Source organism: Myxococcus sp. CA023 (assembly GCF_010998615.1).
Taxonomy (GTDB): Bacteria; Myxococcota; Myxococcia; order Myxococcales; family Myxococcaceae; genus Myxococcus.
The window spans coordinates 13,194-36,324 of sequence record NZ_JAAEAH010000093.1; the positions used below are offsets into that span (position 1 = coordinate 13,194).

The window sequence follows — 23,131 nt, forward strand, 5'->3', positions numbered from 1 at the left end:
GCTTCGCGGGAACCTTCCATTTGTCCGGATGTCAGAGCCTCCGAACACACTCACTGGAGGGGAGCATGCTGAACATCTTCATCGCAGGAGGCTGGGGGATGTACCCCACGTTGCTCGCAGGAATCGCGCTCATCGCCACCTGCGTCCAGTACGCGCGCCGGCCCGCGCCGCGCTACGTGCCGCTGATGCTGTCGCTTGGACTCTGCACCTTGATTGCCGGCACGCTCGGCTTCGCCACCGGCATCCTCTCCCTCCTGCAGGCCTATAGCGGCCCGCTTTGGGACCAGGGCCCGCGCGTGCTCTTCATCGGCACCTTCGAGGCGCTGCACAACGTGGCGCTCGCCTTGCTGCTTGCCATGATGGGCGCCCTGCTGGCGTCCATCGGCGCGTGGCGACTCTCCCACCGCATGGGGAACTTCGCGGCGCCCGCGGCAGGTTGATGGGTGACAGTCGGACGCACTGCCGGAGGAGTGCCCCCTGCCCGCATGAAGGCGGGGGTTGCATTCCGGCGCGCGTCTGGACATAGATTGCAGCCATCCCCAGGAGGGATTGACGCCCCCTCCCAACGAGAGGTCAGACGCACCCTTGAGGACGCTTCGCTGAATTCCCAGGTCCGTTGACGTTCCCGCGCTGAGCCGCCTTCGGGCTGGCTTGCGCCCTGGATTCAGGAGCTTCCTTTATGTCTTCCGTGCGCGCGCACCGCGTTTCGTTCGCCTTTTCCGACGCCGTTCCCGTCCTCTCTGAAGTCGACTTCCACCTGTCCCCTGGCTGGACGGGGCTCGTGGGTGCCAATGGCGCCGGCAAGTCCACCCTGCTCCGGCTGTTGGCGGGAGAACTGACGCCCACCGAGGGACACCTTCAGTTCGAACCCTCCGCCCCCACCCTCCGCCTCTGCCGTCAGGAGGTGGAGGCGCTGACGCCCGACATCTCCGCCTTCGCGGAGTCGTGGGACTCCGTCGCGCGGCGACTGCACGGCCAACTGGGCCTGGACGTCACCGCGCTGGAGCGCTGGCCCACGCTGTCCCCGGGCGAGCGCAAGCGGTGGCAGGTGGGCGCCGCCCTGGCCGCGGAGCCCCATTTGCTGCTCTTGGACGAGCCCACCAACCACCTGGATGCGGAGGCCCGCACATGGCTGGTCTCCGCGCTGCGCCGCTTCCGGGGCCTCGGCATCGTGGTGTCACACGACCGCGACCTGCTGGAGTCCCTCACCACCTCCACGCTGCGCGTCCACCACGGCAGCGCGCGGCTGTGGCCCGGCGCATACACCGCCGCGCGGGCGCACTGGGAAGCCGAGCGTGAGGCTGAAATCGCCACCCACCAGCAAGCCCGCGCCGAACAACGCCGTGCGGCGCATCTGCTGGACCAGGCCCGGCGCGAACAACAGTCCGCGGATGCCGCGCGGCACACCCGCAAGCGACTGAAGAACAAACACGACAACGACGCCCGCTCCATGGGCGCCAAGGTGGTGGCCGGCTGGGCGGAGGCTGGGGCCGGACGGCGCGTGGGCACCGCACGGCGCGAGTTGGAGCGCGTCAGTGAGGCCGTGGGTGAGTTCACCGCGGACAAGACGGTGGGCCGCTCCGTCTTCCTGGACTACGTGCGCGCGCCGAACCCGTGGCTCTTCACGCTGGACGTGCCCGGCCTCCGCGCCGGTGACGTGGAGCTGCTGGGCCCCGTGAATCTCTCCGTGGGCCGCGAGGCCCGCGTGCGCATCGAAGGGCCCAACGGCGCCGGCAAGAGCACCCTGGTGCGCGCGCTGCTGGAGAACGCGCGCATTCCGCTGGAGCGCGTGCTCTACCTGCCCCAGGACGTCAGCGCGGACGAGGCCCAGGCCACGCTAGACGCGGTGCGCGCACTGCCGCCCGAGGAACGCGGACGCGTGCTGTCACTCGTCGCGGCGCTCGGCGTGGACCCGGAGCGGCTGCTCGCCTCCGAGCAGCCCTCCCCTGGCGAGGTGCGCAAGCTCCTCATCGCCCGGGGACTGGGGCAACACGCCTGGGCCCTGGTGCTGGACGAGCCCACCAACCACCTGGACCTGCCGTCCATCGAACGGCTGGAGGCGGCGCTGCGGGAGTACCCCGGCGCGCTGATGCTCGTCACGCATGACACGTCCTTCGCCCAGGCCTGCACCTCCGAGGTGTGGCGCGTGGAGCATGGCCAGGTGACGGTGACGTCCGGGTAGCCAGCACAGAGGCCCCACCTCAAGGCACGTTGAAGACGCCCAGCCACGTCTCGTTGTTCTGCCTCAGGTGCCCGACCGTTCGAGGAACCACGCCACCAGCCGTGTCAGCCCCTCCTCCACGGAGACGCGCGGCCGGAATCCCGTCTCCCGCTCCAGCGCGGAAGGGTCCGCCCAGGTCGCGTCCATCTCCCCAGGCTGCGCGGGCGTGGACTTCACCCGCGCCCGGGCGCCCAGGAGCCGCTCCAGGACAGAGAGGAAGGCCCGCACCGAAACAGGCTCGCCCCGGCCCACGTTGAGGACGCGATGGCGGGGTACCCCTGGGGGCGGCCGGTCCAGCACGCGCACCACGGCCTCCGCCACGTCCTCCACGTACGTGAAGTCGCGCTGCATCCGGCCTTCGCCGTGCAGTGACAGCTCAGTGCCGTCGCGCAGGGCCTGGAGAAAGCGCAGTGGGGCCATGTCTGGTCGTCCCCAGGGGCCGTACACCGTGAAGAAGCGCAGGCCACTGGTGGGGAGCCCGTGCAGATGGCTGTACGCGTGCGCCAGCAGTTCATCGGCGCGCTTCGTGGCCGCGTAGACGCTGAGCGGGTGGTCCGCCGCGGCGCCTTCCTGGAACGGCGGCACCGAGCCCGCGCCATACACGGAGCTGGAGGAGGCGTAGACCAGGTGCCGCACCCGTGCCGCGCTGGCCTGCTCCAGCACCTGGAGGAACCCCGACACGTTGGCGTCCACGTATGCCTGCGCGGTGCCCGCCGGCGCCCGCACGCCCACACGCGCGGCCAGGTGCACCACGGCATCGGGGCGCATCTCCTCGAAGAGCGCTCGCAGCGAGGGGCTGTCGGTAACGTCCACGAGACGGAAGGTGAAGCCCGTCGCCCCCGGCAGCGTGCCGAGCCGCGTCAGCCGGGCCTGCTTCAACGCCACGTCCCCGGACGGGTCCAGGTTGTCCACGCCGATGATGGCATCACCGCGCGCCAGCAGCCGCGCGCTGACGTGGTGGGCAATGAAACCCGCAGCTCCCGTGACGAGTACCCGCATCCACCTCCACGCTCCCACGCCAGCCCCCAACACGCCACGGCGGAAGACGTGGACGCGGCGCTTCCCGTCCCCGCCACTTGCACGTAGGGTGGAGGCCCTCATGGTGTCCGTGAATCAGCTCCGCCCCTTCGCCGGTGCCTCGCTGGACGCGTTCCGGGCCGCGTCCGGCCCCGTGGCCCTCATCCAGCAGCCCGTGGAACTCGTCGGTCAGCACAGCCGGGGCCTGGCGGCACGCACCGTCGGCATGGCACACCGCGCGCACATGGATGAGCGGCTGCTCGCCATGCTCCGCGACTTCGACAACCTGGAGGTCCACTTCCTCCAGCCCTCCGTGGACGGCGAGGAGCTGACGGTCGGCCGCACCGAGGAGTGCGACCTGGTGGTGCCCGACCCGTCCGTATCCCAGCATCACGCCACGATGCGCTGGAACGCCGCCCGCGGCGGCTTCTCCGTGCGTGACGCCGAGTCCATGAACGGCACCTTCATCAACGGTGCCCCCCTGGGCTACCGCGCCCAGGTGCTGCTCCACGACGGGGACACCCTGGCCTTCGGCGACGCCCAGTTCCTCTACCTTCGCGCCGAAACCGTCTACGAACACCTGCGCCTGGCCAGCCCGAAGAAGGCCCCTTGAGCCGGCCCGAGCCCGGGGCTCACGGAATGGCCTCGATGGCCTCCACCACCGCCTTGCGCAGGTAGGAGCGGAGGTCCGTCTGCGCCTGGTACATGCCAATCGTGGAGACGGTGCGCGTGGGGTTGCTCCACCGCAGCTTGCCGTTGGGTCCCACCACCCCCGTCTCCAGCAGCACCTCCGCGCGGCCCATCAGCTGGGCGGACGTCACGTCCACCCAGTTCAGCACCACCACCACTCCGGCTTCGGCCTCGTTGTCCTGGATCATCGCCACCACCTCGTGGATGGTGGGTGACGGTGCCTGGGAGATGCGCGTCCCCACCACCTCGAAGCCCCGCTCACTCAGCGTGGCCTGGGCCTGGCTGACGAGCACCGAACGGGGATTGCCTTCCCCCATCATGTCCTGCCGGTACGTGTAGGTTGGCAGCGCATCCACCCGGGAGCCCACCACCACCACCACCTTGCGCAGGGCCCCCGGCGGGCGGACCTGACGCGGAGCGCACGAAGCGAGCAGGAGGCAAAGCAGGACGGCCGCGGGACGGAGGACGCGCATGACGGGGAACCTGGGAGACGGGTACGAGGCCACTATGCTGGGCCGCTGGGCCTCAGTCGAACAGTCCCTGGAGGTAGAAACGTCCATCCCGTCCGTCGCGGAACACCCAGGCGGGGCCCAGCCCCTCGAAGTGGACCCGGTAGTAGTCCCGTTGAAAGGGCGTCTCCGACCACCACTCCCCGCCCAGCCGCTCCGGCCCCGTGAGCGCCGTCACCCGGTGCCGCCGGCCCGCCATGCGCGCGGCCAGCAAGCGTCCGGACTCCGCCACTTCCGCGTCCAGACACGCCGGCTCCGCCAGCAACCGGGAGGGACGCTCCCGTGAGGCCGCCGACACCGAGGCGCGCCGGGCTCCTGGCTCCAGCAACTCCGCCGACAGGCCCCGCCGCGCCTCCGGAGGCCGGAAGGCCCGTGTTCCATGGGCCGCCTCGGGCCGGTGGACTGCCTCCAGGCCCGCCGCGAAGAGCGACGCCTCCCCCAACGTGGACGCCAGCCGCGACAACACGACTTCCAGCGCCGCGTCGCCCTCCGGCGCGTCCCCCAGCGCGAGCTGCTGTCCTCCGTCCTCGGAGTGCTCATCCACCCGAGCGGACACCTCCGCCACCGGGTTCTCCAGCCGCAGCTCCTCCAGCCGGTGCCGCGCCAGCTCGTGCAACAGCTTCGCCCGCGCCGTGGGCCGCGCCAGCGTCAGCGTCACCTGCCGTTGCCCCGAGGGGTCCAGCTTCAGCGTGAAGGTGAGCCGCACCGCCGCCCGGCACCGCCCGGACAACCGTGCCCCCAGCCGGTCCGTCAACGTCTTGAGCGCGAAGCGCAGCGGCTCGAAGGACTCGGCCGGGAAGTCCAGCACCACGCGCTCCTCCAACACCTCTTCCAGCGCCGCGGGGACGAAGGGGGTGTCGTCCTCTCCGCGGCACCGCGCATGAACCCGTGCGCCAGCCGCGCCGCCCCGGGCCGCCACGGCCCCCGCGGGCAGCGCCGCCACCTCGCCCAGCGTGGTGAGGCCCAGCGCGGAGAACGCCGCCCCCTCGCGGCCTTCCAACGCGGACAGCGGCAACGGCGCCAGGGCCCGAGCACTGTCCCCCGCAGCCACCACCTCCACCCGGCGCGCGCCATGCCGAGCCACCGCGCGCGAGGTGAAGGCCTCCGAGGCCACCACCACGTGCGCCCGGTAACCCAGCTCGGCACACAGCGACAGCATCCGCGTGCCCAGGCCTTCCTCGCCGTCGCACAGGTGCGCGGCCCCCGCGTCCAGCCACAATCCATCCGGGGCGCAGAGCTGGAAACCCGGGGCCAGTGGAAGCAACGCTTCGCCCAGCGCAGTCAGCGCGCGCAGCTCGTCCTCCGGGCGGTAGTCGAAGTGCCGCAGCCCCGGCTCCAGCGCGGTGGCCGCCGTCAGCGTCATCCCCGGGCGCACCCCCGCCTTCAGCGCCGAGGTGGAGGCGAAGGCCACGCGGCGCTGGCCACGCACCGCCTCCACCAGCGCGAAGGGACGGCCCGCAAGTTCCGGGGACTCCACCACCCGGCGCTGCACCGGGAAGCGGGTGAGGTGCAGATAGGCCCTGCGCATGTCGTGCCTCAGGGCGCCGGCAGGGCCGCGTCCAGTCCATGCCGCACGGGCGGCATGGGCGCGTCACGACCGGGACGCTGGCCCAGGATGCCCAGTCCGTTGCGCAGCGCCCCGGACTGATCTCTCAGGAAGTCCGGCGTGCCGTCCTCCGTGTCCTCGGCCACGTCCAGCAACCGGCCGCCTCCTTCCAGCCCCAGCGCCGGGTACAGCGCGCTCCACGGCAGCTCCGCCCGCGCGCCCGTGCCGCCCTGCCGGCTGCGCACCACCTCCACCGACCAGCCGTCTCCGTCCCGGGCCTCCGTCCGCAGCCGGATCACGCCGTCCGCTGGGGACTCTGGCGAAGTAAGCAGCAGGAGCAGCCCGCCGCCGCGCGCCGCCGCGTCCGCCAGCTTGCGCGCCTCCGCCAGGGCCACCCGGCACGCGCGCCCGCCGGGATTCACGCCGCGCGTCAGGTCCAGCACCACGCAGGCGAAGGCCCCGCTCCGGGCCAGCTGCACCGCCGCCCAGATGCGCTGCTCAGGAGCCTGGGGCCGGACGATGAGCAGCCGCTCCAGGTCCACACCCAGGGCCGCGGCCGAGGGCGAGTAGAGCTCCCGGGGGCCATCCACCCAGGCGCACAGCCGCGCCTCCTGGTGCGCCGCGGCCACCGCGTGCAGCGCCAGGCTGGTGCGCCCCGAGGCCGCCTCACCGCACAGCTCCACCACCTGCCCCAGTGGCAGGCCCCCCGTCGGCAGCAGGGCGTCCACCGCCGACAGGCCCGTGCGGAGCACCGCCAGGTAGCGCCGGGGCGCCGCCTGCAACTGGCGGATCCGCTCCCGAAGCTGCTCCACGACCGAGCCCGTCCCCTGCCCCGCTCCCACTCGCTGCTCCGCCGCGCTCATCTCGCCTCCTCGCCAGGCCCCTCCGGACCGGACGACCGGAGGGGCGGTCGTCCACTATCCTCGAAGGTCTGACATGCGCCTTCATGGGACGCATGGCGGTGGGTGCGTGGATCAGACCCACTGGCGCGGGTTCACCCGGGCATCAGCCGGCGCAGAGGACCTTCACTTCCACCTTCTTGTCGTCCGCGCGGCGCAGGCAGCTCGACTGGAAGAACAGGCGGGCCGGGTACGCTTCCGTGGAGGCCTCGTAGCGCAGGTCGCCCGCGGCCACCGAGCACCGCTCCACCTCGTCATTGGCGCGCGTCAGCTCCACCTGGACCAGCCGGGGGTCGGGCAGGTTCACCACTTCGATGCTCTGCGCCACCGTGGCCAGCTCCGCGATGCGCAGCAAGGTGTCACGGTAGTTGTCCCGGCAGATGGAATCGAGGTTGTCGAGCCCCTGGTCGAACGCCTCCGCCATGGCGCGCTGCCGGTGGCCGGGACCGTAGGAGGTCGGGCAGTCGACGTTGCGCACGAAGGTGCCGTCGGGTGTCACATCGCGGATCAGCTCCGCACGCTTGTCGGACAGCGCCACCGGACCAATCGTGGCCCAGAGCACCTGACGCGAGGCCCCCGTTGAATCCCGGAGTTGCTGGAACGTGGCGAAGTACTCCTCCACCGGCGTCAGCAGATGGGACTGCTCACTGCAGTTGTCGATGGACGTGTCGTCGGACACCCACACCGGCGGAGGGCGCTGGATGGTGCTGCAGTCTTCCTCGTCGGTGACCACCGCCACCAGCAGGCGCGCTCCGTCGCGCAGGAACCCGGCGTTGCCGTTCTCCGCCCCCGGCGTCGACACCAGCGGCTCCGTCACGGCCAGCCGGACCGCCTCGAAGGGCGTCTCCTGCCCACTGCCCTTCGTCCCCTGGATCACCAGCCGGCGGAACTTCTCCAGCACGTACGGATCCGTGCCGTCGATGAAGCGCTCGTCGGTGGGGTTGCCCGCCGCGTCCGGCACGCGCTGCAACCGGCCAGACTCCTTGTCGTACTCTCGGAGTGTCGTCTGCCCCTGGAACATGGCCAGCCGGTACACGGACGTGGTGATCACGCCCACCCGGAAGTCCTGCGAGACGCCGCTGCCCTCCTTCAGCGCCTCCAGGAAGGCGGGCAGCTCCGTGGCGATGGCGTTCTGCTCCTCTTCCATGGATCCGGAGTTGTCGATGACGAAGAGGATGTCCGTCTTCTGCGGCGCGATGACGGGGGACTCGCTCTCGCACTTCCCGGGCAGATTGGAGCCCGGTTCGTCGACGGGCGACCGGCACGACGTCCACAAGAGAGACGGCAGCAGGAGCAGGTGGGCGAAGGGTCGGAGCTTCATGGGGGCCTCTCGAAGAGCCGCGCACCCCGGCGGGGCGCCGTGTCAGATGCTAGGGGGGCGATCATGCCCCACCCTACGTCAGGACGCGAGACTTCCGAGGAACCCAGGAGAGGTGACGGGGGGCGGAAAAACGCACACTGCGTTTGCCATGTCCGTTTTGGTTGTTACGTTGGTTCATCCGCCGCAGAAAACCTGGAAATGTTCACTGGTTGTCGAAGGGAAAAGGCTGAACTTCATGTCCGATGAGAAGAAGAAGGGCACCGCTGCGAGCGCTATGCCCACCGCGATGGCCCCTCCGGGGCTCATCAACAAGGAAGACATCCCGCAGGTGCTTCCCATCCTCCCCCTGCGCAACAGTGTCTTCTTCCCGGGCGGGGTGCTTCCGCTGGCCGTCGGCCGCCAGAAGACCATCGCCCTGATCAAGGACGCCGTGCGTGACGACCAGGTCATCGGTGTCGTCACCCAGCGCCGCGCCGAAGAAGAAGATCCGGGTGCCGCCGACCTCTACACCATGGGGACGGTCGCCCGCATCGTGAAGCTCCTGAAGATGGGCGAGGACAACTACTCGCTCGTGGTGCAGGGGCTCGCCCGCTTCCGCGTGGTGGAGCTGGTCCAGGAAGCGCCCTACCTCAAGGCCCGCGTGGACGCCGTGGAGGACAAGACCTCTTCGGAGAACGTGGAAGTCGAGGCGCTGGGCATCAACCTCAAGAAGCTGGCGCGCGAGGTCATCGAGCTGATGCCCGAGCTGCCCGCCGCCGCCACCGAGCTGGTGGAGAGCATCACCCACCCCGGCCACCTGGCGGACCTGATCGCCGCCAACGTGGACGTGCCCATCGAGGAGAAGCAGGCCGTCCTGGAGACGGTGGACCTCAAGGCCCGGATGAAGCTCGTGCTGGAGCTGCTCAACCGGAAGCGGGAGATCCTCAAGCTCTCCAACAAGATCGACTCCGCCGTGAAGGGCGAGATGTCGAAGACCCAGCGCGAGTACTACCTGCGCCAGCAGCTCAAGGCCATCAAGGAAGAGCTGGGGGAGATGGGCGAGGAGGAAGAGGAGCTCGACGAGCTGCAGGAGCGCCTGAAGAAGGCCGGCCTGCCGCCCGACGTGGAGAAGGTCGCCAACAAGGAGCTCAACCGCCTGAAGACGATTCCGGCGGCCTCCAGCGAGTACACCGTCGCGCGCACCTACCTGGATTGGATCGCCGACCTGCCGTGGGCGAAGATCTCCGAGGACAACCTCGACATCGAGAACGCGCGCCAGCAGCTGGACAAGGATCACTTCGGCATCAAGAAGGTGAAGAAGCGCATCCTGGAGTACCTGGCCGTCCGCAAGCTGAAGAACGACATGCGTGGCCCCATCCTGTGCCTCGTCGGTCCGCCGGGCGTCGGCAAGACGTCGTTGGGCCAGAGCGTGGCCAAGGCCACGGGCCGCAAGTTCGTGCGCCTGTCGCTGGGCGGCGTGCGTGACGAGGCGGAGATCCGCGGCCACCGCCGTACCTATGTGGGCGCCCTCCCCGGCCGCTTCATCCAGAGCATGAAGAAGGCCGGCACGAAGAACCCGGTCATGATGCTGGACGAAATTGACAAGCTCGGCGCCGACTTCCGTGGCGACCCGAGCGCGGCGCTCCTCGAGGTGCTGGATCCGGAGCAGAACAACACGTTCAGCGACCACTACCTCGACGTGCCCTTCGATTTGTCCAAGGTGATGTTCGTCGCCACGGCGAACCAGCTCGACCCCATCCCCGGTCCGCTGCGTGACCGCATGGAGATCATCGAGCTGACGGGCTACACCTTCGAGGAGAAGCAGAGCATCGCCCGCATCCACCTAGTGCCCAAGCAGCTCAAGGAGCACGGGCTGAGCCCGGACCACATCGACATCACCGACGAGGCGCTGCTCACGCTGACCACCGCGTACACGCGCGAGGCCGGTGTGCGTAACCTGGAGCGCCGCATCGCGGACATCTGCCGCGCGGTGGCGGTGGAGGTGGCCGGCGGGAAGACGGAGAAGCAGACCATCAACGCCGACCGGGTGAAGGAGATCCTCGGGCCCGAGATGTTCTACTCCGAGGTCGCCGAGCGCACCGAGGTTCCGGGTGTGGCCACGGGCCTGGCCTGGACGGCGGCGGGTGGCGACCTGCTCTTCATCGAGGCGACGAAGATGGCAGGCAAGGGCGGCATGACGCTCACCGGCCAGCTGGGCGACGTGATGAAGGAAAGCGCCACGGCGGCGCTGAGCTACCTGCGCAGCAAGGCCGAGCAGCTCGGCATCAGCCCGAACTTCCTGGAGAAGACGGACCTGCACCTGCACTTCCCGGCGGGCTCCATTCCGAAGGACGGGCCTTCCGCGGGCGTCACCATCCTGACGGCGCTCACCAGCCTCCTGACGGGCATCCGCGTGCGTCACGACACGGCGATGACGGGCGAGGCCACGCTGCGTGGCCTGGTGCTGCCGGTGGGTGGCATCAAGGAGAAGGTGCTGGCAGCACACCGGGCGGGCATCAAGCGGGTCATCCTGCCCGAGCGGTGCCGCAAGGACCTGATCGACGTGCCGGACCAGGCGCGCAACGAGCTGGAGTTCATCTTCGTCACCCACATGGACGAGGTCCTGAAGGCGGCGCTGGAGACGCCTCCCGTCGGCGTGGCGGGAACCCCGGGCGGCGAGCCGGGCAAGGAGGCTCCGCTGCCGAAGCCGGCCGAGTCCGCCCCTGAGGTCCGCGCCTAGCGCACGGCCTTCCAGCCGATAGGAAGTGACACGGGCAGGTTCCCTTCTTCCGGGAACCTGCCCGTTGTCTTTGCGGGGCAGGTGGCGCTCAGAGCGAGAACAGGAAGTGTCGCGGCTCCGGGACGCGCTTCACCCGCAGGATGTGACTGTGCTCCACAGGCAGCCGGGGGACGGCCTCTGGACGGGGAACGTAGAGGATGCCGGGGTCATCCTCTCGGGTGAAGACGTACTGCCCACGCGAGCCCTTACGCGTGCAGCCCACATCGAGGATGAGGTGCCGCTCGATGTCCGCCGCATCCGTGGTGTTCCAGTTGAAGCGGGTGAGTTCCTCCACCGTTAGGCCATACATCTCCGCCACGCTCTCCAGCGTCTCTCCGTCGATGACCCGGTGCTGGGTGACGCGTGCGAGGAAACGCGGCGCGCTGGCCACCCTCGCCCCCTGACCTCTCTTCACAGGCTTTTGCTGGGACCAGGGGCCTCCCGTCCGCACCAGCGCCAACGTGTTGTCCAGGGTGGCCCCTTCGAGGTCGGACAGGACGTGGGCGCCCCCCTTCGGAACGCCCTTCAGGTCGATGCGGCCCTCAGAATCCGTCCGAGCCTGCTGCTCAGACCGGTCGTCGAGTTGGATGCGCAACTGGATGCCGGCAATAGGCACATCGGTGGTGTCGTCCACCACCTGAAGCCGTAGCCATACCGGCTCCTCCACCGGAACAGGCACACACCCAGGCTGGGGAACGGAGAATGACGGCGAAACGGCGGCCTCGCGCGGGGGAGCCTGCGCCAGCCGAAGGACACCCGAGTCCAGAAGGAGCGCGGCCTGCCGCACGACTTCGTCCACCGGCAGCGGTGCGCGCATCCCGCTGCGGTGTCCATGGATGTAGACCAGTGATTGGAGCGCCCGCTGGTTGGATGAATCCTGCGCGAGCTGGCGCAATCTCCGCTCCAGCGCCCAGCCCCGCGCAGGAGTCACGAGCGTGTACCCGTTGGGCAGACCATCATGGAGCGCGAGGACAATGTACTCGCGCAACCCGTCTTTCAGACAAGGCTGGAGAAACATGCTGTCACCTGAAGGAGACGTCTCTATTTGCGGAACTTCTGGCCTTCACGAAGGTGCCGCTCCACCGGAACCAAGATGTCTGCCTTGGTGATGAAGCCCTTGCCGCCGCGGTCCAACCCCTTGTTGGGCTCGTAGCCCCTCGACCCCTTGGCGTAACAGACGAAGGACGCGTCCTTGCCGAGCGCTTCTGGACAGAGGATGCACGCGTAGACATCACCCAGATTGTCTAGAGGCAGCTTCGACCGCGCCTTCCACATGCGGAAGTACTTGGCGACGTAGTCGAGTTGCTCGACAGCGCTCATCCGCACCAGTGCGGACAGCTTGATGTCGAGCGCATCTCTTCCTTCGTTGATGACCGTGAACTGAATGAGACCGAAAGCCTGATGCCCAGCCCGGTTCGGTGTATCGGCCCGGAAGGCATTTCCTGTTTCAAAAGCCATGCACGCCATCAAATCATCGGCATTCATCTCCAGTTGCTCGGCGATGATCAGCACCTTCCTCCGGAACGCCTCCGTCACATTCGGGTGGCTGCCGTAGATGAGCGTGCCTTCGATGCGGCGCGGTGTTCCCTCCAGGTCCAGGTGGATGGCAGGAAGCACGCTGGAGTGGTTGGCATTCGCCCGCTCCACCAGGCGCGCTTCAATCCGGAACCGGCCCTTGCGCCGCATCCGCTCGACGAGCGCCGGCTCCCGGAGACGCGCCACCACCCGTCCACGAGCGTCGCATTGCCCCACCGCCCCCTTCGCGACCTCATACCGGAAGGGCACGGCACCGAAGACAACGGGCTCCGCGACGTCAGCGAAGAACTCATACAGGCGGAATTCGATGCCATCCCCCTCCTTTCCGTTGGGAATGTGGAGGGCCTGACAGCGGACTTCCAGGATGGACGTATCATCCGTGAGCTGGACGAACTCGGCGCGAAGTCCCTGGAGCTGGGGAACGCCTGGGTACTCCACCGAGAAGGCCGGTGGCGCTGCCACCAATTCGTCCCAGAGCCGCGCATCCGGTTTTGAGACTCGCCCCTGGATGAAGACCTTCTGGCGGATTCGAGGATCGTCGAATCGAACGAGCGCCTCGTAGTAACGAGGATTCCCATCGAGGGGCCGCGCATCCAACCGAAGCACCTCGGTCTCCCGAGAGGCCATTGGCTCCACGGGCCTCTGGTCGTCGCAGATCGAAAAGACAGGTGAGGCCTCACGCCAGTAGTCGAGATCCCCGATGACCTTCACGGTGATGAGCAGGTGGTTGTCGCGAGCCCCCAGCCAGACGTCCCCGAAGCGAGGCATGCGCGAAGGCCGGACCGCCAACTCCTTGGAGGCCAGTGCCGTCACCAGCTCCTGGCGCACCCGGTCCTGCTTCTGTCGCGCGGGAGCCCTGGCCGACGTTGGGGCCTCCAGCCACAGGTCCTCGTCCTCGAACGCGAGAAATTGCGTCTCATCGAAGTCCAGCACCGAGCGGATGGGCACGTATTCATCGGTCCCCGTCAACGAGCGCGGAATCCGCAACAAGGCGAAGCTCTTCCGGTGCAGCCAGTCCTCAGCGTCGATGAACTGCCGTAGGAACAGGCCCCTCTCGTTGGCGTTCACCAACACCGGCCGCGAGACGGGGTCCATCAGAGTGAAGGACAGGGCCTCTCCTCGCGTCTGAGCCTCGTACCGCCAGTGGGTCAACTCCAGGGGGAGCTCGAAATCCGGGTCCAGATGATCCACCGTCGCGGTGACCGCGTGGTGCTTGAATTCGAACCCGGTCAGTTTCGGCTTCGGGCACACGCATGCCCTTGGCTGCTCCCACACCACGTAGGGCCGCGCCTCCCCCTCGATGTCTCGGAGCACTTCGAGCCGCAGGTCGAAGGCGTACTCGCCCTGAATGGGCTCACGCCATGGCAACCGGAGACCGTCCCCACTCCAGGCGCAGCCAACTCGCCAGTCCTTCGCGCCCAAGTCGGAAGAGCCCCATTCCAGCGCGGCATAGCGCTGCTCCTCTGGAGCCATCCTCGGCGCCACGCCACGCTTCGGCTCCACGGAGTGGTAGATGGAGAGCCGAAGCGTCGCGCCGATGAAACGTGCATCCATGTCCGGCTTCAAGTGGAACCGCCGGCCAAACAGGACAGGGACGCTCAGGTCGAGTCCTCTGAGCCCCAGGGGGATGTCGAACTCAAAGGGCTTTTCGAGGCAGCATTCCTGCGCGAAGGGGAAGTCAGGAACGACGGTCATCTCCGCGTGGCCCCGGCCGAAGAAGCTCGCCTCGTAGATGTCCGCCTCGAACTCCAAGGTGCATGACCTGCCATTGACACGCAGTGGGACGTTGACCAGCGTGTACTCCCGCGCTGGCATCCCACGCGCGTGCGTCTTGATCAGAACGCTGCAGACCGTGTCTGCCGGCAGGTTCTTGTGCGTTCCCTCCAGGATGAAGGCAATCCTGTCCTGTTTGGCCCGGTGGCTCCTTAGGGAGAGCTTGAGTTCCGTTGGGACCACCGCGACGAGATAGAAGACGCCCTCGGCTCCCGGTTCACGCCGAAGCTCGAAGCGCTCGCCGCCAGCATGTGACTGTGAAGCAACGGCTGTGTCCGCCATCACCCTTCCCCCTTCATGGGCACGGCCCCCAGGTCGTCTGACCACCACCACAGATTGGGGCGAATCCACACGTCGTCGTGTACTCGGGGCACGATCCGCTCGGGCAACGAGAGATTCAGCTCCCGAGCCAGATCCGCGTCGTTCTCATGAATCGGGACGACACGGAGCACGTATTCCCTGGCGCCCTCCAACGCGGCCTCGACGTCATTGAGATCCACGTCCGCATGGAGCGCCCCTTCCACATCCGTCAGACCGTGCCCTTGGCGTTCCGGTTTGTAGACAACGCTGCCCTTCTTGAGCTTCAGCCGAAGCCCGGGCGGATCGCCTGGCAGCGACGGACTGGCGAGTTCCAATCGGAAGGGTCTGCTCACCGGGACGGCCTCCGTCATGACGGCGACCTTCAGGCTGAAGGCATCATGGTAGTGAGACCGAGCTTCGAACCTGGCGTTGCGCTGCATGGTGTAAGCACGGCCCTTCGCTGGCTGGACGTCGATCCGTTCGTGCCCCAGGGGCACATGCTTGTTCACCACCTCGGCGGTCGGGATGAGAATTCGCCCCTGAACCTGCGCATCCTCGAACCCGAAGGTCCGCACCACGCACCCATTCTGAATGACGGACTGACGTGCGGCGGCTTCATCAAGGGAACTGTGGCCCACCTTGATGATGGGTCGAGCCTTCTCCCAGAAGGTCCGATTCCCACCCAGCAACCGCGAGGAAAGCTGAATCCCCCGGGCGGTGACGAAGACCTTGGGCGCTTCAAGCGAAGGGATGTGAAGGACCTCCGACACCTCGGTGGACCACACCTCCAGCGCCCCCGCTTTGGCGCCGCTCCGCAGCGCGTCGAGCGCCACAGGTTCACACCGGATCCCCAGCGTATCCGCCGTCACCAGACGCGAGTCCCGCGCGCTTCCCCCGTTCGGGAAGAACGCGCCGAACTTCACATGGACCTCATGGGTACTTGGGATGCCCTTCCGCAGCTCCGAGAAAGCCGCGCTGGCGTCGAACCGGATGACAAGTTCACCAGGATGACGTCCCTCCGCTGGTGCTGGGACTCGAACGCGAATCGCCCCCTTGGCCGCGTCCTCCAAGGCGGTGAACCAGCCATCCTCTCGAACCTTCTCGGCGGCCTCCTTCAACCACCGGGCATTCGTGGCCGTGAGTACGATGGACAATCCGTCCTCGGCCAGCGCGGACAACGCCAGCAACTGCTTCTCTGAATACGCGCACTGGACACGCTCCACCGCCTCCACGAGCGCCCAGGCCAACGGAGGCTCTGTCTTGGAAGCAGCGGCCTTCAAGAAGGCGCGGTAGGTGAAGTGCCGTGTCACATACGATTCCAGCTTCTTGAGCGCCCCCTTCTGAATGAAGCCGTCAACGACGCGGAGCCCAGAGGCATCATTGAACGCCGAGTCCTCCCGCCCCTGTACGGGGATGGCCACACGGGCCAACTCGAACGCAGGTGCCTCCGGGTGCAGCCCTTCCTGTTTCGTGGCCTTCGCCCATGCGCTCAGCAGCACCCAACCCCGAAGGAGCTTTGGGCAGTTCTCCCTGAAGGGAATACGCCAGGAGAACGTTCCATCCTTGTGAGACTCGGGAGCGTAACGAGCCGAGGAAACAACCTGGCTCCCTGGAACCTCCGCCGACTCGCGCCCATCCAGCAACACCGGCGGGAGCACCTCCAATGTCGCGGCTCCCACGAGCCGGGCACCCGGCATGTCGAGCGTGCAGGCCCCCCAGCCCGGCAACTCCACCTGCGCGAAGAAAGCACCATCGGTGCAACTTCCGCTCGCGAGGAAGCAGCGGGTGCCCTCATGCAGCACACGCAGTTCCACCTCGTCGTCTCCGCTCCCGCGCACCACGGCCCCCACGTCCAGGAGTTCCCCCACCCGGTATGAGACATGAGCGCTTCGTGCCGGGAGCCACCCCACCGCGAGCACGTCCTTCGAGTTGCTCGGGCGCCAGGCCGGCAGGTCCGAGAACCGGACGAGGCCATGCCGAACCATGAGCATCAGGAGCCAGGCGAAGGTGACTGGGTGCGGGTTGTCGACCAGCCCCTTTGCAGGCAATTGGTCGACGTCAGGCGCCGCTGCGAAGAGCGCCTTCTTGGCACCGTTGTCCCCCACAGGCCCGAGGAAGGGCACTTCCTCCGGGTGGGCCCAGAATCCGACTGCCTCCGCGTAGCGTCCCAGCAGCCTCTTCGCCTCGTCCGGCTGCTGGATGTCGGCGATCTGGCTCCCCATTCGAAGCTGACCGTGAATCTCCAGATGCTTCAACACCTGAACAACGATGCTCTCCGGCAACCACTCGTTCAGGTGCCTGAGCACCACGTTTCGCCAACGGACGGATGCCAGCCTCTTGAAGTGCTGAAGCTCCTGCTCGAGTGCATCCTGAGCACCGCCGCCCACCTGCAGCAGAAAGCCGGAGCCGTCGGCCGGCTCCACGAAGATTCGTCGAGCCCCAGCCGGCAAGCGCACGTTGAGACGGCTCTGTTTTCCATCGTAAGCGACGTACCGTTCGCCCAAGGGAGGCTCGAAGGTCAGCTTGAGCCAGTAGGTCCCTTCAGGGAGCGCGTCCTTGTAGTTGGTGATGACAAGCTCCGCGGGAAACGAAGGCTCGCCTGCATCACCAGGCGCATCATCGGACGAGAACGCGAGCGCTCGAGGTGAGCGAAGAATCTCCTTGAGCGCGCCGTGGTGATACGTCTGCTCGAAGCGAGCGAGGCACTCCTCTTCTGGGTTCCCCGCAGCGTGAATCGACTTGGGCGCCAGTTTCATCAGCGCGTCGAGTTCTCCCTTCGACGGGTCGAAGAAGTTGTTCTGGTCCGCCTCCTCGAAGACCTTGAAAAAGTCTCCCAGGCCCAGCGAGTCCTTTGCGAAGTCGAGGAAGGCCTTGAGCTGCCCTGGCTCGGATGGCGCCAGGATTTCCCAGTGGACGAAGCCATCCCCAATGGCCTTGCTCCTGCTGTCGACGTAGCCAAGCACCGCGCCAGCCTCCAGCTTGAGCAAGGGGTGGCGGAGCGTCACCATCCGCCCCTCGCGCAGTGCTTCATGAATACCCGTCAGGTCCTGGTCCGCCGGCCTCCAGAGCGCCCGGACATCATCCCCCTGTGCCTCTCCCAGGCGTAGTGTCTCGGGCACGCCCAATCCCGTCCCCACGACGGAGTAGCTTCCCCCCTTCTTCTCGACGACGTCCGCTCCCGCCTCCGGCAGGGCCTCCTGCAACCACCGTGTCTGGCGAAACGCCTCATGCGCCGGATCAACCACCGTCAGCGCGCCGTGGCGCCGCACGAGCAACTTCAACCAGTCCACGTTCCGGTATGTGTCCGGGTCCTTCCAGTCCGGAGGAACGAGGTGCATGTAGAGGCTGTAGAACGTAAAACGCCGCGGCGGCTGGCCCTCCGTCTTCGCTGCCTCTTCGACATCGTGCCGGACGAGGACGAAGGAGTTGTGGTTGCCCGTGAATTCCCGGGCCAACTCGTGCGCCTCGGGTCCATCCTCGACACGCTCCTTTTCTTCGAGGGGAGCAGGCAGGCCATGGGCCAATCGGACGGCCACCACGTAACCCGGGGCAAAGCAACGAACCTCTCGCACGCCGGACCTGGCTGCGGAGTTCGTCGTCCCCTCTCGCGCCGAGAAATGCGACGCAGGCAGATGGATTCCCGAATGAAGATTCCGGCGCATTCCCAATGGGAAGAGCCCACCGGGCGGCATCTCCGTCTCCGTGAGGGCGTAGCAGTTGATGGGCCGGAAGCGGGTATCCCCGTGGTCGAACGGATACGCGACCGTGCGCATCACGTTGGTTTCAAGAAAACCAGACGGGACGACGGTGGGACGGAGCGAGTAGAGAAAGGCCCCGCCCTTGTGCTGAGCGTGACGGTAGTCCATGAACAAGTCGTCTGGCACCGTGCTGTAGGTATTCTCCTCGAAGAGCTTCCGGGCACGAATCAGGACCACCGACGCCTGTGCTGTCTCCCAGTCCCCTCTTCTTACTCGAAGAAGGTCGTGCTCGCCCGAGATGCGCTTTTTTGAGAGCGCATCAAGGTCCGTTCCATCCCTCGCTCCCGGATCTGGGGGAAAGAATAGACTGCCGCCTTTTTTATCGCTGATCTTGTTGTTCTGCGTCGCCGGATCAGCAACCACCAGCCAGAGATGTCGTCCGGAGGCATCTGCCAGCCAGGCGAATCCAACAATCAGGACAAGATGAATGGGGGACGCCCTCTGCGCGGAGAATCCCGAGTAGAATATGACCGGATTATTGGCGGCAAGCGACTTGAGAATCAGCGACAGTCTCTCTTCAATGAGATGTGGATCGTTCGCAATTCTCGCCGCCAGACTTCGCCGCCCTTCGGTCGAATACGGCAGCACATGGGAGTAAGACATGCCAAGAACCTTGGATGCGCTGTAGTCACGCACCGCCTGATCAAGCCTGCCATCCCCTACAAACTCAGGAGGCGCCACTCTGGAGTTCGCGCTTGCATTGGGGTCTTGGCTTGAGACCGCATATCCATCTAAATTCGCATTGAATGGAGCAGCCGTGGGTTTCGTGTGAAACGCCCGCTGTCCACCAGGATATCGCAGATCCACGAACTGACCTGGCACGCCTCCGTCCCAATGAGTCACGAAACGGGAGGAAAAGTCTCCCCCTTGCACCACTTGATAGTAGTTATAGGCCATCACACTGGCCGTCCGACCACACCAATCACTCGGACCCTTTGGATAATGCTGTCCGAGCAATGGAACCTTCAAGATATGGTATTCATCCAGCGCTGACAGCAACTGAGCTGGGACCTCGTAGTCCCACAGAACTGGATATCGATTTCGCTGAGACACAACGCTCTCCCCCATGAGTGCGTTCAGCCATTCAATCCCGGCCCCCCCTAGCGTACCGGCCGAGTTACCCGTCCCGAAGATCGTGGCATCTACTGGAAGCTGAGACGCCCCTGCTCTAGGGACCACCTTCCACGCACGGCTCACCTGTGTCTGGATATTTCGACAGTGCGTGTGTGTAGGCCGTCTTCCCTAGGAATGCGATGTCTCCACCGGGTTCAGGCAGTTTGAAGAGTTCTTGCCTCTTGTGCCGCCCGTAGAAGTCTTCGAGCGTCAATTCAAGGCTGTTCTCCCTCTTCGACGCAGCCGTCATCCAATACCGCTCCAGCGCGCCCCCCTCCCCCTCAATCACGACGAGCACTCGCCCATGAATGTCTCGCCTCAACATCAGCATGTAGGGCCTTTTCAGACAAGAGTTCCACTGAACCCGTGGAATGCCATCCACATCCTCCAGTGATATCAGCGCCCACTCAGAGGAGAGGCTGGAGACGTTCGACATCGAATTCTCATCCAGGACATATCGCCCCAGCGCTGGCCACAGCTCGGCATCCGAAGGCATGGCGATGCCTGAAAAAAGAGCACCATCCAGAATCTGGGCCGATGAAGAAGCGACCTGTTCCAGAACCTCGCCCTGGACGTGGGCCTCCTGCGTCTTGTCGAAGTGCTTGTTGTCGAATCGGAACCGACCCCGGTAGACCGTCAAGGTCTCCGCCGTGCCAAACGCGATGACAAACAGATTCTTCTTCGTCTCGGCCCGAACCTTGACGCCGTCGACGAAGAGCGCGCTCGTCCCCCGGAGGCACCGAGCCGGATCATTCACCGTGCAGTCAAACTCGAACGGCCTCCGCAGACTCGGTTTCTTCAGCCGCGCGACGGCCTCCAGGTTGCGCTCGAAGAACAACGTCGCCAGTTCCTTCTGGAGGCCGGCGTCCTCCGGAGCCAGCGTGGCGGCACGCAGGGCGCTCTCCTCTCGCTGTAGCAACATCCTCTTCGGGTCCTTGGCCTCCGCGGCGAGCTTCTCCACCGACGGCTTCTCGGGGCCCAGAAGCGCCCCCACCACGAAGCCTTCCGCCTCTCCGCAGCGCACCCGGGCCCAGCCCCCCTCAAGAGACTCCAGCGTTCGGCACTCCGTCCCGATGGGCAGCTTCTGGAGGACCTCCGCCGTCTTGCAGGCTTCCTTCCGCAGATTCACCGAGGAACCCAGCACGTATGCCGGCGGCGGCTCTCCCCCTGCGGCGGCCACCAGCAGACCTAGCAGCATCGTCTTCATGCCCTGTACCCCTCCCCCTCTGTTGAAGACACTCGCATGCCAGTCCAACGCAGATTCATGAGAGGCTGTTCAACTCGGTGAGTCGAATAAGACCGCGACGTGGGCTTCCACACCACCCCATCAACAAGGGAGACTACGCAGTGACGCTCCTTTCTTGGGCGTTTCAAGCACCATGCCGAAGACCTTTCTGCTGCTGGGACTGGGACTCGCCCTGTGGGCAAGGCCCGCTGCCTCCTCCGAGCCCACCACTGTCGCTCCCTCTCCCACATGGCCCGCTCCGGGCGCGCCCCTCACCATTTCCGAGGTGCGCTTCCCCAAGGCCTTTGGAAAGCGACGCATCTACCTGGACGCGGGGCACGGCGCGGAGGGGAACACCGGCAACAAGGGCGTCACTTGCGAGGACGAGGAGACCTTTACCCTTCGAGTGGCGGAAGACCTGGCGAAGCGGCTGGAGGCAACCGGCCACTTCCAGGTGCGCCTGAGTCGCAGGCCGGGCGAGCGCGTCCCCTATCCCACCCGAGTCACCGCCGCCGAGCGGTGGCGCGCCCATGCCATGCTCAGCCTGCACTCCGACTCGCGTGGCACCGCCACGCCATGGTCTCCATATCCGGACCAGGAGTGCAACCGGCAGGACTCTGCCCCTGGCTTCACCGTGCTCTGGTCCGAGTCCGCGGAAGCCACCGCGCTCCTCCACGCCGGACGCGCGGGCCTGGCGCGCTCGCTGGCGCACCGGCTGAGCCAGGCGGGCTTCCCGCCCTATGATGGCGTGGACTACGAAGGCCTCTACGCCATCGACTCCGAGCACCCCGGCGTCTTCGTGGCCCGAGAGCCCACGCACAGGCAGATCTTCGTACTTCGAAAGCCACGCATCCCCTCCGTCATCATCGAGACCCACCATGCGCTCGACTTCGAGGAGGCCGCACGGTGGCGAGAGCAACGAACGCTGGAAGCCTTCGCCGCCGCCGTGGCCCAAGGACTTGTGGATGCGCTCGCGCCCGAAGCGCCCACCCAGCCACGCACAACCCGCCCCCGCTGAACCCGAGCCGCAGCGTCCCCTGACATGCCCCACGCCATCCACCGGACCTCGTGGTGGATGGCTCGCCATTCATTGGTGAGTGGGCATCGTGGCTCTGCCATTCAGGCGAAGTCCTCGCTCACCCCTCGCGTTGCTGCCCCGCCGCCTCGTGCCGCCCAGTGGCGGCGCCGACGTGATCGACAAGGCGGCGCGCCAGCGTCTCCACCTGTGGTTCCCTGAGCACACTGTAGTGGTCCCCCGGAACGTCCTCCACGGTGAGACCCGATAGCCCCCAGCGGGCCCACCCGTGGGACGGATCCACCGCATGGGAGCGTTGCGCATCCTTCGCACGCAGCAACAGCACGGGGCACCGAACGGGACCGGGACGGTAGGCCGCCAACGCCCTCAGGTTCGCGCGAGTCACATCACGCCAGGCGCGGAGCGTTGACGCCTCGACCTCGGGAGGCAGCCACCCTGCATGTCGCGCATGCTCGACGAGGGCGGTGAATTGCTCCTCTTCGGTCAGGCCCGAGAGCATCTCCGGACGTAGGGAGGACTCGGCACCTGCCGTCCGTGCCAGGTCCATGGCCATTCCCGCGAGCAGCAACGCCGCATCGGGTTCCCGCGTAGGCGCGTTCTCGTCGGGAGCGAAGCTGTCCAGCAGTACCAGGAGCGACACGGACTGCCCCTGACGCTCCAGCTCGCGCGCCATCTCGAAAGCCAACACCCCGCCCAGGGACCAGCCGCCCAGCACATAGGGGCCCTCGGGCTGACGCTCGCGCATTGCTTCAACGTAGCGGCGGGCGAGCGCCTCCACCTGCTCCAGAGGAGGCTCGCGTCCATCGAGCCCCGCAGCCTGGAAGCCGTAGAGAGGCCGCTCGCGTCCCATGCGCCGAGCCAGCGCACGATACGGACCCACCGCGCCGCCGACGGCGTGCACGAAGAACACAGGCGTGCCGGCACCTTCAAGCTGCAATGCCACACAGTCACGCGCGGCCCCTTCCGTGTCCGAGCCTTGCAACCAGACCGCGAGCCGCAACACCGTGGGCGCCTCGAAGAGCGCCCGCAACGGCATGTCCACGCCCAGCTCCGTACGGACACGTGCCACGACCTGGGTTGCCAACAACGAGTGGCCTCCCAGATCGAAGAAGTCGTCATGAAGACCGACACGTGGCACGCCCAGCACCTCCGAGAAGATGCCCGCCAGCGCGTGCTCGGCGTCCGTGCGCGGCGCGACGAAGTCCTCGATGGCAACGCGCGACCGCAGATCCGTAGCAGCCAATGCCTTGCGGTCGGCCTTGCCATTGGGCGTCAGTGGCAGTGCCTCCAGCACCACCACCACCGCAGGCACCATGTACTCCGGCAGCCTCTGCCTCACGTACTCCTTCAGCGCCCCTCCCTCTCCTCCCGGCGCCACCACGTACGCTTCCACCCGCTTCTCCTGCCCCTCCCCCCTCACCACCGCTGC

General features: G+C 66.9%; 15 protein-coding genes. 5 read left to right on the forward strand and 10 right to left on the reverse strand.

Features of this window, described 5'->3' with window-relative positions; translation table 11 throughout:
- Positions 1-65 precede the first annotated feature (65 nt).
- Both F8M74_RS31700 and F8M74_RS31705 read left to right on the forward strand, forming a co-directional pair.
- Positions 66-440 carry a hypothetical protein gene (locus tag F8M74_RS31700; protein WP_228560602.1) on the forward strand — a complete coding sequence of 125 codons (375 nt, stop codon included), beginning with the start codon at positions 66-68 and terminating at the stop codon, positions 438-440.
- A 239-nt stretch (positions 441-679) separates the two neighbouring features.
- The gene (locus F8M74_RS31705) at positions 680-2,182 is read left to right on the forward strand and encodes an ATP-binding cassette domain-containing protein (RefSeq protein ID WP_141256712.1); all 1,503 of its coding nucleotides are present in this window, start codon (positions 680-682) and stop codon (positions 2,180-2,182) included.
- Positions 2,183-2,245: 63 nt separating this feature from the next.
- Here F8M74_RS31705 and F8M74_RS31710 read toward each other — a convergent pair whose 3' ends face one another.
- Positions 2,246-3,220 carry an NAD-dependent epimerase/dehydratase family protein gene (locus F8M74_RS31710; RefSeq protein ID WP_141256713.1) on the reverse strand — a complete coding sequence of 325 codons (975 nt, stop codon included), beginning with the start codon at positions 3,218-3,220 and terminating at the stop codon, positions 2,246-2,248.
- A 100-nt stretch (positions 3,221-3,320) separates the two neighbouring features.
- Between F8M74_RS31710 and F8M74_RS31715 the strand changes: the two genes are divergently transcribed.
- Positions 3,321-3,851 (forward strand): FHA domain-containing protein, encoded by a 531-nt coding sequence (locus F8M74_RS31715; protein ID WP_171410408.1) that lies wholly within the window; start codon positions 3,321-3,323, stop codon positions 3,849-3,851.
- A gap of 19 nt (positions 3,852-3,870) precedes the next feature.
- On the opposite strand, the gene F8M74_RS31720 is transcribed toward F8M74_RS31715, so the two are convergent.
- The 4 genes from F8M74_RS31720 to F8M74_RS31735 form a co-directional block, all read right to left on the reverse strand.
- Positions 3,871-4,401: a hypothetical protein gene (locus F8M74_RS31720; RefSeq protein ID WP_228560601.1), complete on the reverse strand. Its 531-nt coding sequence runs from the start codon at positions 4,399-4,401 to the stop codon at positions 3,871-3,873.
- Positions 4,402-4,453: 52 nt separating this feature from the next.
- Complete coding sequence (locus tag F8M74_RS31725) at positions 4,454-5,965, reverse strand: DNA polymerase Y family protein (protein WP_141256715.1); 1,512 nt, start codon at positions 5,963-5,965, stop codon at positions 4,454-4,456.
- Between the two features lie 8 nt (positions 5,966-5,973).
- Entirely contained in the window at positions 5,974-6,846 is an 873-nt protein-coding gene (locus tag F8M74_RS31730; RefSeq protein ID WP_141256716.1) for an ImuA family protein, read from the reverse strand.
- 142 nt (positions 6,847-6,988) lie between these two features.
- Positions 6,989-8,203 (reverse strand): vWA domain-containing protein, encoded by a 1,215-nt coding sequence (locus F8M74_RS31735; RefSeq protein ID WP_141256717.1) that lies wholly within the window; start codon positions 8,201-8,203, stop codon positions 6,989-6,991.
- Positions 8,204-8,438: 235 nt separating this feature from the next.
- Here F8M74_RS31735 and lon point away from each other — a divergent pair, with 235 nt between their 5' ends.
- Positions 8,439-10,922 (forward strand): endopeptidase La, encoded by a 2,484-nt coding sequence (gene lon, locus F8M74_RS31740; RefSeq protein WP_141256718.1) that lies wholly within the window; start codon positions 8,439-8,441, stop codon positions 10,920-10,922.
- 88 nt (positions 10,923-11,010) lie between these two features.
- On the opposite strand, the gene F8M74_RS31745 is transcribed toward lon, so the two are convergent.
- The 4 genes from F8M74_RS31745 to F8M74_RS31760 form a co-directional block, all read right to left on the reverse strand.
- A complete protein-coding gene (locus F8M74_RS31745; protein WP_141256719.1) occupies positions 11,011-11,979 on the reverse strand; it encodes a LysM domain-containing protein in 969 nt (322 codons plus the stop codon).
- Positions 11,980-12,002: 23 nt separating this feature from the next.
- Positions 12,003-14,312, reverse strand: a complete 2,310-nt coding sequence (locus F8M74_RS31750; RefSeq protein ID WP_239004899.1) for a hypothetical protein — start codon at positions 14,310-14,312, stop codon at positions 12,003-12,005.
- Between the two features lie 239 nt (positions 14,313-14,551).
- Positions 14,552-19,396 carry a hypothetical protein gene (locus F8M74_RS31755; protein WP_228560599.1) on the reverse strand — a complete coding sequence of 1,615 codons (4,845 nt, stop codon included), beginning with the start codon at positions 19,394-19,396 and terminating at the stop codon, positions 14,552-14,554.
- Positions 19,397-19,496: 100 nt separating this feature from the next.
- The gene (locus F8M74_RS31760) at positions 19,497-20,648 is read right to left on the reverse strand and encodes an SH3 domain-containing protein (protein WP_216620490.1); all 1,152 of its coding nucleotides are present in this window, start codon (positions 20,646-20,648) and stop codon (positions 19,497-19,499) included.
- Positions 20,649-20,820: 172 nt separating this feature from the next.
- Between F8M74_RS31760 and F8M74_RS31765 the strand changes: the two genes are divergently transcribed.
- On the forward strand, positions 20,821-21,684 hold the full coding sequence (locus tag F8M74_RS31765; protein WP_171410409.1) for an N-acetylmuramoyl-L-alanine amidase: 864 nt from the start codon (positions 20,821-20,823) through the stop codon (positions 21,682-21,684).
- Positions 21,685-21,802: 118 nt separating this feature from the next.
- Here F8M74_RS31765 and F8M74_RS31770 read toward each other — a convergent pair.
- Positions 21,803-23,131, reverse strand: a 1,329-nt coding sequence (locus F8M74_RS31770; protein WP_141616898.1) for a thioesterase domain-containing protein, incomplete at its 5' end; no start/stop codon positions are given.